Here is a 15,538-nt window from a genome sequence, read left to right as displayed (position 1 = left end):
TAAAAAATGGCACGTTTCAATCATGAAAAGCAACAAACACAGTGCGGATTATCGGATAGATGAGAATGGCAGTGATGGATGTAAGGAAAACAGTGCTGAACTAAAAACGTCGCGACTGATTTCAGTCGCGGCGTTTTTGATTAGAAATTTAGTTTAGTTGGTACTTGATTGGGCGTCGATTGGGGTGTGCTTGAATAGTTGGGCTGCTTTGACTGCGGCTTGCCAGCCTTGATAAAGGTTCGCACGTTGGGCCGCAGCCATTTGGGGTTGAAAGACATCGCCGGCTTGGTGGATCGATTTGAGTTCGTCCAAATCTTGCCAGTATCCCACGGCTAGGCCGGCTAAGAATGCAGCGCCCAGTGCAGTGGTTTCGAGGTCAGCGGCCCGGATAATCTTGACGTTTGAAATATCGGCTTGGAATTGCATCAGCCAGTTATTGCGGGCTGCCCCGCCGTCGACCATGAGTGTTGGCATGGTGATGTTGGCATCGTTTTTCATCGTATCAATGACGTCGCGAGACTGATAGGCCAATGATTGTAGCGTGGCTTTAACAAAGTCAGCCCGGGTTGTCCCGCGGGTTAAGCCAAAGACGGCCCCTCGGGTCTCAGAATCCCAGTAAGGTGCGCCCAAGCCGGTAAAGGCGGGAACTACGTAGACTTCGTTGTGATTATGGGACTGTTGGGCAAGACTTTCGGATTCTGGTGCTGATTCGATCAGTTGCATGCCATCACGTAACCATTGTAGGGCCGAACCTGCTACGAAGATGGAGCCTTCAAGCGCATAATTGATGTGACCATCAAGCCCGTAAGCGATGGTCGTTAAAAGGTTGTGGTCAGATAATTGCGGTTGTTCGCCCAGATTCATGACGGTAAAGGCACCGGTGCCATAAGTGTTTTTGACCATGCCAGGTTCGAAGGCCATCTGACCGAATAGTGCGGCTTGTTGGTCGCCAGCCATCCCGCTGATTGGAATTTGGCTACCATAGAGCAGATAGTCCTTAGTGGTACCGTAAATTTCAGAGTTAGAGCGCACTTCTGGTAACATCGCTGTCGGAATATTCAGTCGGTCGAGAATAGTCTGGTCCCACTGTAGATCGTGAATATTAAATAACATGGTTCGACTAGCGTTGGTGTAGTCAGTGACGTGAGTGGCACCACCCGTAAGTTTCCAAACGAGCCAAGTATCAATGGTTCCAAAAAGAAGTTCGCCACGTTCTGCGCGTTCTTGGGCACCGGCGACGTGATCTAAAATCCAGCGAATCTTGGTTGCTGAGAAGTAGGCATCGGTCACCAGACCGGTGTGCCGATGGATCAGATCACCCAGACCATCAGTAATGAGCTGTTCAGCTAACGGGGCAGTTTGCCGAGACTGCCAAACGATGGCGTTATAAATGGGGAGACCGGTTTGCTTGTCCCAGACAACGGTAGTCTCACGTTGGTTGGTGATCCCAATGGCTTCGATTTGATTAGGCTTAATGTTGGCGTCAATTAAAACATTGGCAATGGTTGACGAAACCGCGTTCCAGATTTCGGTCGCATTGTGTTCGACCCAGCCTGGTTGCGGGAAGTATTGTGGGAATTCCTTTTGCGCATCGGCGACTTTTTGACCGGCGTGGTTAAAGATGATGGCACGGGTGCTCGTGGTGCCCTCATCAATGGCCATAATATATTTGGCTGACATAACTTGTTCCTCCAAAGAGTGTAATCGATAATATTATCTTTGATGCTAGCACGGATAATGAAATTTGTGAATAAATATCAAAAACTTAATCTATAAGTGGATATCTAACTGACTACTTTCAATTGGGTTACCGACCCATACCAATTTGTGAAAATAAGAAAAGAGTACCAACTTTGAATTAATCGTTGTTGCTGTGTATAAGGGTTGGTAATGGTATTGAACTAAGCTTAATGAATATTTGAAAAATAGACCAATCGGCATATAATGGGAACCCCAAACATTAAGAAGTGGAGGTTCCCCATTATGCAAAAACGACGCTTTTTCCTTAAAGGTTCCACCGCAGAAGTTGCTTGGCTCAATCGGCAAGCTGCTCACGGCTATCAACTGACAGCGATTCATGGCTTGACGTATCAGTTTAAAACTGTCCCACATGCGCGTCAGGTAATTGCTGAATACTTACCACAGTCGATGTTACAAGCAATGACAACGGTCTTCCACCCACTCGCTAGCTATACGTTGCATGATGATATGGCGGTGGCTTATTCAGCTGTGATCCCGGAACAACGAGTGGTCAATAATGATCAGCAGTACCGATTGAACGTTTATCGACATGCCCGTGATGTCGCCTTGAATTGGCTCAATGGTTGGGTACTGGTTGTCTGGCTGGCGATGAGTGCAACAATTGTCGTCAGTTCACAATTACAAGCAACACCATTATTGACGCGGCTATTACTACTTGGTTTGGCCATTGGTGCGAGTTTAATGATCATTGGCATTATAACTGGTTGTCGGGCGGCCATTCGTTGTCATCGAGAAGTGTGTCGCTTGATACGTGTTACTGGGGATGATCATGAAGCATGGAAACCAACCTTTCATATATTATTTAAGCATCAACCGGCTGTTCCTGATACGGACTGCTGGGATGATTTAGGCCACTGGCAACTTGCGCTGCATAATCAGCGTGGTGATTATTATTTTGAGTTAAAAACAACTTTAAGTGAGTTAGAGATCAATAACACATTAGCTCAGCGCTTTTCAAAGCAAGATTTCACAGTGACGTCATGGCTGGGTTTGTATGTTGTATGATACGAGTTAGTATTAATTATGTGAATTTAGTGTGACTTTTTCAAAGAAAGACTTGTTTTTTATCATAAAAGCGTGTATAAATACAGACATAATCATTGCCCGGTAGTTCAGCGGTAGAATAATTGACTGTTAATCAAGAGGTCGCTGGTTCGATCCCAGCCCGGGCAGTTGGTCATGTTTAGTTAAGTAGCGGTATCTCGTGAGGTACCGCTTTTGTCGACATTATCTCTGACTAGTGCTGGTGTCTGATGGGTGACAGAACTTTAGAAATAATTAAGTAAAAAAGTTCTGACAAACCTTGACTATTCTTGACTAAAACCGTATACTTACTATATTAAAGTAAGTGGCGTAATGTCACTCGCTGAAACTTAGGAGGAATTCATCGTGACAGTAAACTTATATTATTCAACGTCCAGCAAGTCTAGTCGTAGTGCGCGAGCATGGTTAGTTGAGAATAACATCCCATTCAATGAACGCGACATTATTGCTAATCCCCTGGATCGCGATGAATTGAAACAAATCCTCCGGCTCACTGAAAATGGCTTCGAGGACATTGTTTCAACGCGTTCTAAGGCTTTCAAAGCATTACACATTGATTTGTCAGACTTAGGTTTCAATCAGTTATTGGACCTATTAGTTGAAAAACCACAATTGCTCAAGCGGCCAATCATTTATGATGGTCGGCGGTTACAAATCGGGTATAACGAAGAAGACATTCGGGCATTTTTGCCACGTTCGGTACGTAAGTCGGAATTACGTGAAATTCAACAAAAACTTTATGATGATGACCAACAAGCAGTTGGATAATCAAGCGCGTCTGAATATATGCGGCACTTCAAGAATTGATAGGAAATTCTTGAAGTGCCGCTTTTTATTGTTGAACTAAGTGATCAAGACGAGCGTGAATGCTGACTGTTTTTTTAACTCGAATATGATAATTGTTTTCTCAAGAAAGGGTGTGAACGCCATGTTTATCAGTTATGCATCTTGCCGTGATTAAGCAAATTACTTGGTAAAATAAGTTGGCTTGTGTACAATGTAAAAAGCCTTGAAGGAAATGGAGATTTTGATGTAATGAGTGAACAAGACCAAGCGGCTTGGGCAATGCAGGCACTAACCGCTTTAAAGACAACGGATAATCAAGTGGTGATTGATAGTATTATTAAGGTTATCGATGACCAGCAAGCTGAAATTGAAAGCCTGCGTGGCTCAATGGAGGGGCAACTATGGAGTCCGACTAGTTGGCATCAAGATCAGCAGGCGCAACATGCTGGTTTTGATGAAACAACATCTTTACCAAAGTAGTTGGGACGATAGCCTAAAAAGACTGGAATAAAACTTCAAAACGCGTAAATTACTCAGCTTACTTTGAGTAATCTACGCGTTTTATTTTCCATGATAATGATGCCGAGATAGGCGTCAAAAGTCAATTTGTTTTGCTTAACGTGAATTCGCTGATGCTCACAAGCTGGATGACTTGTGGCGTACTTTCTTTTGACGTCTTATCAGGCTGGATGTTAATTAATAACTCGGCAGATATTTTAAAACGGCTTTAAATGTTAGTTCATTAGCGAATGCCGGGTACGGGTGAGCACAGCTAGCTGCAATTTCTTTAACGCAAGCAAGTGGGTTGCTGTTAGTAATCGGTTACGGTTGTTTTACGGTGATGGATAATGAATTGAATGATGGCGGCTAACAGGCCACCAATTAAGATACCGGCCGCGTTAGCGATGACATCATTGATGTCGCTACTACGATTGATTAACCAGTGCTGTGACATAAAATATTGCAAGCTTTCAATGCTAGCGCCAACTAACAAGCCAGTTAGGCCAAGGCTGAATAATGAGTAATGTTTAAAGTGACGCTTAATGCCCCAGCCCAATGGAATTGTCAGGATAATATTTTCGATGAAGCCCAGGCCATGAAGGTAAAGGCGAGTCAGATTTACTTGACCGCCTCCCGCCGGCATGACGTAGATGGCAGTGCCATCAAAAGATAGCGGTGTAAAAAGAATAACACTAAGTCCAAATAAGTAACCTAAACTGAGCAACTGTCGCGTACGTACCCGGGGCTGGCGAGTGTGCACGAGGATCACTAAACAACTCAATGTTGCGACTATTAAAATAATTCTGAACGGTTCCCAACGCATTCGCACCACTCCTTAGTTATTGTAACTGTATCATACCGTAAACCCCGGGGTGTGAAGTGATACGAACACGAAGCTTAATGAAGCCTTTACCGGCTTAACTAAAACTCAAGTAAATTAGAGATTAGCGTTGTTCGAGTTCTGGTTGACATCAGTGTCGGTCAAAACGGGCTTAGTTGTTAAGCTCAGAACAATCACACCAATAATAATGATCAGGCTGAACCAGAGTGCGATTTGGGTGCCAAGGGTGGTTTGAGTCGTGGAAGAAGCACGCGGTGTGAGCCGGGTTCCTAACGTGATCAAGACGGTCATAATGGCAGTTCCAAGTGAACCAGAATATTGTTGCAAGGTATTAAATAATGCGTTACCGTCACCTATTAATGGAGGCGGTAATTGTTGTAACCCATACGTCAAAGCGTTGTTGAATAAGCAACTGAACCCAATTTGAAAGAGAACAAATAGACCAATGATCAAGCTAACAGAGAGGTGCTGGGCTAACAAAGCTAGTCCTAACGTGGCTAGTCCTAAAAAAATAGCGCCGATTTGAAATGGTAGTTGAACACCGTGGCGGTCCATCAATTTGCCAGTTAAAGGGGACAGTATGGCTGAACAGAGGCTCCCAGCTAAGAGCATTAAACCAGATACTAGTGCATTTTTTCCCAAGGCTAACTGGGCAAAGTTAGGAAGAAGAAAGGTCAAACCAATCTGGATAAACTGAATGAGAAAATAAATGAGTAGGGCCCGTGTGAAATTGCCTTGTTTGAAGACGGTCAGGTTGATCAGTGGGTGTGGTGCTCGGCGCGTGGAATGGATAAAGCCCAGTAGTGCCAATACTGCAATGCTCAAAGGTGCCCAGACATACAACAAGCTTAGTCCGTGGTTACTCAGGTTATTAATACTAAAGATGAAGAGAATGAGCGCCGCAACGACTAATGTAAATTGACGTAATGGAAATGGTCGTGATTGTGGTTCCTGTATTTGGTGGATCTTTTTAGCCGTAATGAGCCAAGCAATCAGGCCAAACGGTAGGGTGATACCGAAAATCAAACGCCAGGATAATAGTTGTGTTACTAAGCCTCCATACGTTGGTCCGAGTGAAGGAGCCAGTGCAATCAACATACCAGCTGTTCCCGTAAAACGCCCTTGAGCAGTGAATGGGACTTGGGTCATAATTTGAGTGAAGACTAATGGTAATGCTAAGCCGGTTCCAATGGCTTGAATGATACGACCGAGTAGTAATAACCATAATTGGGGAGCTACCATACATAATAAGCCACCGAGGATGAAGCCGGCTCCGCCAACGTTAATTATTGTTCGCCAGTGATAGCGTTGTTGAATAAGGGCCGTAATAACCATGGTGGTTGCCACGGCAAGTAAGTAGGCAGTGGTCACCCATTGAACTGTTGATAAGCCGGTATGAAATTGATGCATTAAGGTTGGAAAAGTCACGTTCATCGACGTTTCAACTAAAACACCGCAAAAAGCCAGGCCAGCGGTACCGAAAATTGCGACCTTAGTTTGGGTCGGAATGACTGATGTGCTTGTTGACAAAATAAAACCTCCGTTAATCAAGGCCAGCTCGTTTCGTGTATGAAACGACGCTTTTCTTGATCAACGGAGGTTCCGTTGTAAAGATATACAAGCATCAAAGACGACCTTGATGAATTTATTGATAACTTAATCCTAGCATATTATTGATAAAAATGTCAGCTCGAATTTTAATCACTGACTTTAGCGTTCTGCTCGGCTAAGGTGGTTAAATGTTCAAATAAGATGCCTTCACGAAGGCCATTTTGAGAAAAAATCATCCGATCAGAATCCAAGAAGCGCATCAGACTAATAGCGGGAATCATGCCACCGACAATAATATCGGCCCGGTCCTTTGCTAGTCCGGGAATGGCCGCACGACCGGCCGCATCCTGGCTGATAACAGTGTTGAAAGTGTCATAGATGGCGTTGTCTCGTAATCGATAACCGTGAATATCTTCAAAGTTGAGAATGTTGCATTTGCGCCGGTTAATCTTGGCTAACGTCCGGTTACTGCCGCCTAAGCAGACTAGTGGTAGATTGAGACCATTCCGTAACCACCAGACATTATTAAAAATTTTATCAACGAAGGTCATCGTTTTAAATAATTGACTAGCGGTGATTTGGTCGTTGAGGCCGAACTTTTCAGATAAACTGACCGCACCGATTGGCAGACTAATCAGCTCTTTGGCCTGGCCGTTCACGATAAGAACGAGTTCACAGCTACCGCCACCAGTATCGACCATTACACAATTAGTCGTGGGGAGCGTGTTGACCACACCTAGGTAGTCGTAATAGGCTTCGGTCGTTCCGGGAATCACTTCGATGTCCAGACCAACTTCATTTTTAATGCGTTTGAGGAATTTCTTTTGGTTACTAGCCTTACGTGTCGCGGCGGTGGCAACGGCCTTGATGGTTAAGTTAGGCAAGTCTTTGTAGACCGATACAAACGACTTTAGTGCCGTAATTGTGCGGTCAATGGCAGCGGTTTGAAGGGTCGGCGTGTCCGTGGTATTTTCATTTTCGGATAAACGCACCATTTCCTTGAGTCGGTGAGTGACCGTATAACTACCGTCTTCCTGAATCTGTGTAATTGTCATTCGACATGAATTGGAACCTAAATCAATGACCGCAAAATTTTCCATCGCTAATCATCCTCTCTGTCAAGATCTGAAGCATCGGGTTCATTCTTGGGACTCATCATTGGAATGAATTGATGCGCGTTGCTAGTTGGCGTGGCTTCACCGTGATCAGCTTTAACAGCTTGTTCGGCTTCGCGAATAAATTCAGCTTGGGAGTCTAAAACTTCTAAGCCCCGGCCATCTACGCGGGTATACGTATTATCTGGTTGCAAAATACGTGTTTTGACCGTATCAGCCCACATCGTTGCAAAAATCGTCATCGCCCGGTGACTGATTTCAGGTTGGAGTAGTGGGAATAATAATTCGACACGACGGTTCAGGTTACGAGTCATCATGTCCGCGCTGGATAAGTAAATTTGCGGTTCACCATCGTTACTGAAGTAGTAGATGCGACTGTGTTCAAGTAGGCGGCCAATAATTGAGTGGACCTCGATGTTATCGGAAACACCTTTAATACCTGTCCGCAGACAACAAATACCCCGAATGATCAGTTGAATTTTAACGCCAGCATGCGATGCTTCGTAGAGTTTGCTAATAATTTGTGGATCGGATAATGAGTTCATCTTCATCTTGACGACGGCGGGACGGCCAGTTTTAGCAATTGCAATCTCATCGTCTAACTTTTCGTTGATGAAGTCGCGAATGCCATCTGGTGAGATGTGCAATTTGTGGAAATACGGTGGCTCGGAATAACCGGATAACATGTTAAAGATGTTGGAGGCGTCGATGCCCATATCAGTATCAGCAGTGAAGAGGCCCATGTCTGTGTAAAAGTGGGCGGTGACATCGTTATAGTTCCCGGTTCCCATGTGCATGTAGCGTTTGATACCTTCATTTTCACGACGGACGACGAGGGCTAACTTACAGTGGGTCTTGAGACCAATTAAGCCATAAATGACGTGACAGCCCATTTCTTCGAGCTTTTTGGCCCAATGAACGTTGTTTTCTTCATCAAAACGGGCTTTAACTTCCACGAGAACGGTGACCTGCTTACCGTTTTGTGCTGCTTGGCCGAGATATTTGATAATTGGTGAATCAGCTGATACGCGGTACAGCGTCATTTTAATGGCCAAGACATCATTATCTTCAGCGGCTTCATGAACAAAGTCCACGACGGGTTTGAAATCATCGTACGGGTATTGCATTAAAATATCATGGTCCTTGATTAAATCAAAAATGGAACGTTCACGATATTTTGCGGGGTAGTAGGCGTGATATTTCGGGTAGTTCAAGTCTTCGTGGCCCTGCACAGCTTTTACCAACTTGGATAAGAAAGTCAGATTGAGCGGTCCATTGATGATGTACAGCGCGCTTTCGTTGATTCCGAGAGATTTGGCCAGTCGGCTGCGCTGATGCTTGCTCATACTTTTTTCGACTTCTAAGCGCATCACTTTACCTCGTTCACGCATCTTCAATTGTTTCTGAACTTCCTTCAATAAGTCGGAGGTATCTTCTTCGGCCACGTCTAGATCCAAGTCCCGCATGACACGATAACAGCTGGTCTCTTTAACCGTGTAGTTGATAAATAGTGAGCCAACGAAGGCCTTGATAATTTCCTCAATCAAAATAAATTGATTGGGCGCCCCTGGCAAGACAACTACGCGGGGGAAGACATCAGGAACTTGCACGGTGGCAAACTTGCGATCTTTCTTGTCACCATTCTTATAAATACGCAAGGCGATGTTGAGTGTATTATTCCCAATGAACGGGAAAGGGCGTGAAGAATCATCTGCCATCGGTGTTAAAGCAGGGTATAGCTCATCATCAAAATAATTCTTAACAAAGGTGTGTTGTTCTGCATTTAAATCGGCCATCGACAATAGGTGAATCGCATGCTGCTCCAGTAATGGTAACAACGAGCGATTCAGCGTGTTATATTGACGTTTGACCATCTCATGCGCTTTGTCGCTAATGGCACTGACTTGATCAGCCGCGGTTAGTCCGGCGGGGTCGGGCTTGGTGTAGTTCACTGACATTAATTTGCGTAGTGAGGCGACTCGAACCGTGAAGAATTCGTCAAGGTTGCTTTGAGTAATTCCAAGAAAGCGCACGCGTTCAAGTAGCGGGTTATCTTTGTCGCGGGCTTCATCAAGAACGCGGTAGTTAAAATCAAGCCAGCTGAGCTCACGGTTTGTATAATAACTTTCTTTATAATAATTCATGTTAACGTACCCCCCGTAGTTTAATCACTGGTGTTAAACCAAAGACTTCCTTAAAGAACTCTGCTTTTTGTGCGAACACCCAATTTTCTAAGAAGAGGTCATCATGGGAAAAGCAAGTGATGATGACCCGTGGGTTGCGAATAGAAACAGAGATTTTGTCAACTTTTTGTTTGCGACCGTCATCCAGAGCATCGGCAATTCGTAAGATGGCAGATAGTTTTGATACTAGCAGCCGTTGTTCGACTTGTAAGTGCTCGAAATGGCGAATGTCTTTCGATGGTGTTTGCGCGCTGTGGTAACGTGAAATCAAGGCAACCATCCGCTTTTCAGTATCGGTTAGGCCCATTAGTTCCGTTGCTTGCAAGATATAATCTGAATGTAAGTAATGCTGGTGCGGATCGATATAACTACCAACGTCATGTACGATGGCGGCCACTTGTAAGAGCAATCGCTCACGTTTGCCTAAGTGGTGTAATGGTTTGAGTTGGTCAAAGAGGTGTAGCGAGAACTTGGTGACTAAGTCACGGTGTTTAGGCTCAACATTATATCGGTCAGCAATATTTTTAGCAGCTGTGACGATTTGATTGTCAAAGTTATATTTCTTGTAACCTAGTTTGACGGCTTCTTGGATAATTAGTCCGTCAAGTACGGTGACGTTGCCCAACCAGATTTTTTCAGCGTTAGTAAGTTGTAGTAGTTCATTGATAAGCAGTAGCTCGGGTACGATCAAGCGCACGTCTTCTTCATCGACTTCGTATTTATCCATCAAATACTGATCGGAAGCATTAAGGACATCGTCATATAAGGCTTGAAAGTCCGCTTTACTCAGTTCTTCAACACCAGCTTTAGATTGCTGTTGGCGAAAAAGGGTAGCAAACGGGGCAACACCGAGCATAACCACGTTGCTAGGCTGGTCCCGACGTCCGGGTAAGAAACGCCCAAAATCAATGATTTGACTAGAAATGTAGTCGTCCAGAACTTCAACATAGTTGGGAACACTGGATTGCAAGTCTTCGAGGACTTCGGCAATTCTGACGGGCCCTAAGCGAAGACTTCGAGAAAAGACAAAATTGCTCTGATCATAGTGGGAAATACCGACACTACCGGAGTTGATTCCCAATAAGTAAGTTGGTTTAGTAATCATTTGTTTGAAACGTGGAAAGTGGACGGCTACTGCGACTGAGCGCAAATAGGTTTCTTGACTACTAGATAACCAGTCGATTTTGAGACCAGTCCTGACGAGCAACTGGTCTTGAATATAGTCGGCATTGTTAGCGGATGACAAGGACCACGACCCCCATAGATGGTAGTCCTTAACGCCGTAATCGTTCATGATTTGGACAAAACCACTCAGTGCTTGGGCGGCTTGTTCCACCGAATCATAATCGATCGTATGCTGATCATAGATATCTTCACCAAGCGAAACATCTGACCGAACTCGTTCAACTTGGCGTAATGTGCGTAGGTTGACGATCGACAATTCAATACTCTGAACGTTGATCATCATAATTCCAAATAATTTTGCTGCCATGGCGATCCCCCATTTAATGATTTCCTGACCCCCCAATAGGGTTAAAGTCACATATTTATTTTAAGTTTAACACAGGTTGGGGTTAGTTAAATTAGTATTTTAGTGGTGTAACAGTTAGTGATTGTGTCCAATTTACATTTGCAAGTTAAGGGTAACGGAAGTGGTCATTAAATCAGTTACAGTATTAAGGTGATTTATGATTGAGTCATGCCAGTAACGTGCGATTAAGCAAAAAAGCGTGACTCGGCCGCAACGAGTACGCCTGAACCACGCCAGTTAATGTTATAAGATTTCGTGATTATCGATAATTAGTTTGTTCAGATGTTTTTCAACTCGTTTATCCGTTGGCGGTAACTGCATGTAATCACCATACATTCGGGTTAAGATGGCATCATAAGCACTGGGAATTTTGACTTGGATGTCCTCAAATGGTGCTAGGGTTAATTCAGTTAATTCCTGGTAGGACATAATTTCCTTTTCGTAGTCGTATTGGGATGCGAGGTTCTTATAAGTTCGCGAATCTGACTGTTCATACAAGCGCATGTATTCCTCGCGTTCCTGTTTGTGACGATTGACTTCAGCTAGTTGCTGGGGTGTATGCTTCGTGATTAAATTACGTAGTGGTGTTTTGACAAAGTTATAATTTAACTTTAGTAAGATAGCGGCATCAGCTAATTTGTAATGTAGCATCTGTGAGCGTCGCAATGCTTCATCATCCGGAATCTTATCAAAAGGAAAGATATCAACAAATACGCCCTTAAAAGCATTGTTAACATTGTTCTTTTCTTCAATATAAGTGTTGACGTCCAATAGTTTCATATAACTCAGTGCGTAATCAGGGTCCGAAGCACCCGTCTGCAGGAAGAATTCGTTTGGGTTGAGGTGGCGGTTGGCAACCGTGATAAAGCGCTGATATTCACTACGGCGCATTCCAATATCGATATCATCATCCCATGGAATAAATCCATGATGCCGGATGGCGCCAAGCAGTGAGCCGCCAATTAGAAAATAGTCGATATTTTCGGCATCACAGATGGTAATTACGGTACGCATCAAGCGTAATTCAACTTGGTGTAAGGGTGTCAAGGACATGTGCTCGTCTCCTTCTACGTAAGCGTTTCAACTAACTCAATCATACACTTTGTTGAACAAAATTGTTAGGGAGGATGCTTAACGTTGTGATCTGCGAGTTATTGTGTGCGATACAGTTAAAGGCGTGTTATATTTGGTCAAAAGTTAATGAAGTGATGGTGATTGCGATGGATAATGACGAATTAAGCAAACTTCTCAATGATTATTTTGAAGCATACCAAAATACAACTAAAGTTATGATGGACTTAGTGGCCTGGCCATTGAGTCAAAATAAACTGTCGTTTGAACAATTTTTAATTTTGCGGCGCATTGCAACAACTGATGAGGTAACGCTCAATGATATTGCTATTCAGCGTCAGGTGACACGTAGTGCGATTTCACGGCAAGTTAAATCATTATTGATGCAACACTATGTTTTTCAGGTACCTGATCCACGAGATCGACGGCGATTATACTTACATTTAACGGAACGTGGTCAACAAGTTGAGCGGATTGTAGATCAGGCGATTACACGGCATTTTGATCATTGGGTCAACCAGTTAGGTGCACCGCAAATTGATCAAGTACTCAAAATGATGGGGACTTTTAGTCAGCAAGTGACAGATCTTGGTGAACCCCAAGTACATCCAATCTTACACTAGATTGTACTTTGAATCTGGCGATGATTTTGACGCTAAAAGAGTAGTAATGCTGATGGGCAAAACTAAAATAAGCTTCACGGGAATTAATGATTCTCGTGAAGCTTATTTTCATCTGGCATCATGTCAAAATAATCATCAGATGTTCAGTTAGTTTTATCGAAGACTCAGATTTTTAATAGTGGCAATTTACGTTAATGACGCAAATCTTATTCAAGTCATCGATTAATGCTTAAAAAAGTTATGATAGACGCCCTCACAAGCTTCTAGAAACATACCGATAGCCATTAAGTACATCGCTAACATATTTTGCATGGTGAAGACTAAGTATAGTAGAACTGTATATAAGATTAAAAAGAAGATGGCAGTAACTTTGGAACCAGCCATTTAAATCACACTCCCAAATTAGGCTTGATAAGCTAGGATTGTCATTACGGCACACTGGATCAGTGACCCCATGGCGGCATTATGACGATGAGCACACTTTAATTAATTTCATTCTAACGCAGGCCCTGGTAAATTAAAAATCGTATTTAATCTGATTCTAAATTATTTAGTGTTCGGTTATTGCTTTTGCTTGAACATAATGATACGATTAAATACGTCAAAATAGTACAGAAACACGAACGTTTACAATTGTGCAATTATAATTTAGACGAATATCTGGAGGGAATCATGAATAAAATTGCGGCATATTTTAATTTTTCAGAATTGAAAACGTCAATGCGGACTGAAGTACTGGCTGGCTTGACGACGTTTGTCTCAATGGCTTACATCCTATTTGTTAATCCGAGTGTCCTAGGCGCTTCTGGGATGGATAAAGGGGCGGTTTTTACTGCTACAGCATTAGCTTCAGCGTTAGGGTGTCTGTTAATGGGGCTGGTGGCTAAGTATCCGATTGCCATTGCGCCTGGACTAGGGGTCAACGCATTTTTCACCTATTCGGTTGTGATTGGAATGGGGATTAAGTGGCAAACTGCTTTAGCAGGGGTGTTTGTGGCCGCAATCATTTTCATGCTAATTACGATTTTTAAACTTCGGGAAATGATTATTGATGCGATTCCGCGTGATATGAAACTCGCCATTTCGGCTGGGATCGGGTTCTTCATTGCATTCATTGGGCTTCATGGTGGTGGTTTGATTGTTGCCAATAAATCAACGGTTGTTGGCCTGGGATCATTGACTGTTGGGACGACCTGGTTGACGATTTTTGGTTTGATTGTAACGTTGATTCTGATGAGCCGGAAAGTTCCCGGTGGAATTTTTATTGGGATGGTCTTAACTTCGATTTTAGGCTTAGCAACTGGTCTGATTAAAATGCCATCAACGATTGTTTCGGCAGCGCCTTCTTTAAAACCAACGTTTGGTGTTGCGCTTGGTCATATTGGTGATATTAATTCGTTACAATTGATCATTGTTGTTTTGACTTTCTTGTTAGTGACGTTTTTCGATACGGCTGGGACACTAGTTGGCTTGGCGGAGCAGGCTGGTTTTATGAAAAATAATAAGATGCCACGCGTTGGGAAGGCTTTGATGGCTGACTCAACATCCATGTTAGTTGGTTCAGTATTAGGAACCTCACCAACTTCGGCTTACGTTGAATCGTCGGCTGGGATTGCGGTTGGTGGTCGTTCTGGGATGAGTGCGGTCGTCACCGGGGCCCTCTTTATCTTTGGCTTATTCTTCTCACCATTGTTAAACGTGGTGACGGATCAAGTGACGGCTCCAGCGCTAATTATTGTGGGAGTCTTGATGGCGGAATCTTTGAAACAGATCAGCTGGGAACGGTTTGAAATTGCTGTACCAGCTTTCTTGACAGTTATTGGGATGCCATTGACGTATAGTATTTCTGATGGGATTGCCCTAGGTTTCATCGCTTATGTCATCACGATGGTTGCCACTAAGCATGCCAAAGAAGTTCATCCATTAATGTATGTGCTATTCTTTATTTTCATTATCTTCTTATGGATATTAAATGTTTGATGAAATTTGGTTGTGAGGTGTAATCAAGGAATCAAGCTATTACGAATTAACGAGTTAAATTTATCAGGGATTACCGGCGCAGGCGTCGGTAATCCTTTTTTGTCAACGAAGGAATAAAGCAAAAATTGATGAGCGTCAAGTTACCCAGCTATCAAAACAATTATACTGGACTCATTCAAGTAACTAGGGAGTGATTAGATGGCAGTGACTAGGTAGCAAGTTTTTGCACAAATGTGAACGTTATCTTAGCGCCTTGGATTTGTGGGACTAACAACGATGGCTAGACCAATTAATATTTACAGTGACTTGTGGCTTAACCGAATATTTTTGGAAGCACGGTTCGTGTACTGTGGGCGGTCAGAACCAATTAAGTCAAGAGGATTAGTATCTTGAACTAGTACTGAATGATTGTTGAAAAAAATAATATTTTTTTGAAAAAGTTGAAATGTCATCAATCCCCGTCGTTAACACTTACAAATCATAGAAACTTTCGCTAAATTGTCAATGATAGATAAAATCTATCGATAAAAGCGTTTACATATTAAAAAATC

Annotated in this window: 13 protein-coding genes and 1 tRNA gene; 6 read left to right on the top strand and 8 right to left on the bottom strand. The window is 43.3% G+C overall.

The window, feature by feature from the left end; all coding sequences use genetic code 11:
- Nucleotides 1-153: 153 nt before the first annotated feature.
- Entirely contained in the window at nucleotides 154-1,680 is a 1,527-nt protein-coding gene (glpK, locus tag RXV91_RS01590) for a glycerol kinase GlpK (protein WP_316438390.1), read from the bottom strand.
- A 303-nt stretch (nucleotides 1,681-1,983) separates the two neighbouring features.
- Between glpK and RXV91_RS01585 the strand changes: the two genes are divergently transcribed.
- From RXV91_RS01585 to RXV91_RS01570, 4 genes are all read left to right on the top strand, one after another.
- On the top strand, nucleotides 1,984-2,766 hold the full coding sequence (locus tag RXV91_RS01585; protein WP_316438389.1) for a hypothetical protein: 783 nt from the start codon (nucleotides 1,984-1,986) through the stop codon (nucleotides 2,764-2,766).
- Nucleotides 2,767-2,862: 96 nt separating this feature from the next.
- Nucleotides 2,863-2,934: transfer RNA gene (locus RXV91_RS01580), tRNA-Asn, on the top strand.
- A 216-nt stretch (nucleotides 2,935-3,150) separates the two neighbouring features.
- Nucleotides 3,151-3,573, top strand: a complete 423-nt coding sequence (locus RXV91_RS01575; RefSeq protein ID WP_003641090.1) for a Spx/MgsR family RNA polymerase-binding regulatory protein — start codon at nucleotides 3,151-3,153, stop codon at nucleotides 3,571-3,573.
- A 267-nt stretch (nucleotides 3,574-3,840) separates the two neighbouring features.
- On the top strand, nucleotides 3,841-4,071 hold the full coding sequence (locus RXV91_RS01570; RefSeq protein ID WP_316438388.1) for a hypothetical protein: 231 nt from the start codon (nucleotides 3,841-3,843) through the stop codon (nucleotides 4,069-4,071).
- Nucleotides 4,072-4,402: 331 nt separating this feature from the next.
- On the opposite strand, the gene RXV91_RS01565 is transcribed toward RXV91_RS01570, so the two are convergent.
- The 6 genes from RXV91_RS01565 to RXV91_RS01540 form a co-directional block, all read right to left on the bottom strand.
- A complete protein-coding gene (locus RXV91_RS01565) occupies nucleotides 4,403-4,915 on the bottom strand; it encodes a VanZ family protein (RefSeq protein WP_316438387.1) in 513 nt (170 codons plus the stop codon).
- Between the two features lie 114 nt (nucleotides 4,916-5,029).
- Nucleotides 5,030-6,463, bottom strand: a complete 1,434-nt coding sequence (locus RXV91_RS01560) for an MFS transporter (protein WP_316438386.1) — start codon at nucleotides 6,461-6,463, stop codon at nucleotides 5,030-5,032.
- Nucleotides 6,464-6,630: 167 nt separating this feature from the next.
- Nucleotides 6,631-7,584 (bottom strand): exopolyphosphatase, encoded by a 954-nt coding sequence (gene ppx, locus RXV91_RS01555; protein WP_316438385.1) that lies wholly within the window; start codon nucleotides 7,582-7,584, stop codon nucleotides 6,631-6,633.
- Nucleotides 7,585-7,586: 2 nt separating this feature from the next.
- Entirely contained in the window at nucleotides 7,587-9,743 is a 2,157-nt protein-coding gene (locus RXV91_RS01550; RefSeq protein ID WP_316438384.1) for an RNA degradosome polyphosphate kinase, read from the bottom strand.
- Between the two features lies 1 nt (nucleotide 9,744).
- Nucleotides 9,745-11,274, bottom strand: a complete 1,530-nt coding sequence (locus RXV91_RS01545) for an HD domain-containing protein (protein WP_316438383.1) — start codon at nucleotides 11,272-11,274, stop codon at nucleotides 9,745-9,747.
- 282 nt (nucleotides 11,275-11,556) lie between these two features.
- Nucleotides 11,557-12,366, bottom strand: a complete 810-nt coding sequence (locus tag RXV91_RS01540; protein WP_316438382.1) for a LicD family protein — start codon at nucleotides 12,364-12,366, stop codon at nucleotides 11,557-11,559.
- A 167-nt stretch (nucleotides 12,367-12,533) separates the two neighbouring features.
- On the opposite strand from RXV91_RS01540, the gene RXV91_RS01535 reads away from it, so the two are divergent.
- Nucleotides 12,534-13,007 (top strand): MarR family transcriptional regulator, encoded by a 474-nt coding sequence (locus RXV91_RS01535; protein WP_316438534.1) that lies wholly within the window; start codon nucleotides 12,534-12,536, stop codon nucleotides 13,005-13,007.
- A 222-nt stretch (nucleotides 13,008-13,229) separates the two neighbouring features.
- Here the strand turns inward: RXV91_RS01535 and RXV91_RS01530 are convergent, their stop codons facing one another.
- Nucleotides 13,230-13,391 (bottom strand): hypothetical protein, encoded by a 162-nt coding sequence (locus RXV91_RS01530; RefSeq protein ID WP_316438381.1) that lies wholly within the window; start codon nucleotides 13,389-13,391, stop codon nucleotides 13,230-13,232.
- Between the two features lie 288 nt (nucleotides 13,392-13,679).
- Between RXV91_RS01530 and RXV91_RS01525 the strand changes: the two genes are divergently transcribed.
- The gene (locus tag RXV91_RS01525; protein ID WP_021730136.1) at nucleotides 13,680-14,987 is read left to right on the top strand and encodes an NCS2 family permease; all 1,308 of its coding nucleotides are present in this window, start codon (nucleotides 13,680-13,682) and stop codon (nucleotides 14,985-14,987) included.
- The last annotated feature ends 551 nt before the right edge of the window (nucleotides 14,988-15,538 follow it).

It is taken from the genome of Lactiplantibacillus sp. DA1, assembly GCF_032681335.1.
Taxonomy (GTDB): Bacteria; Bacillota; Bacilli; order Lactobacillales; family Lactobacillaceae; genus Lactiplantibacillus.
The sequence above is the reverse complement of the archived record's forward strand: the minus strand, read 5'-3'. Positions and strand labels throughout refer to the sequence as shown.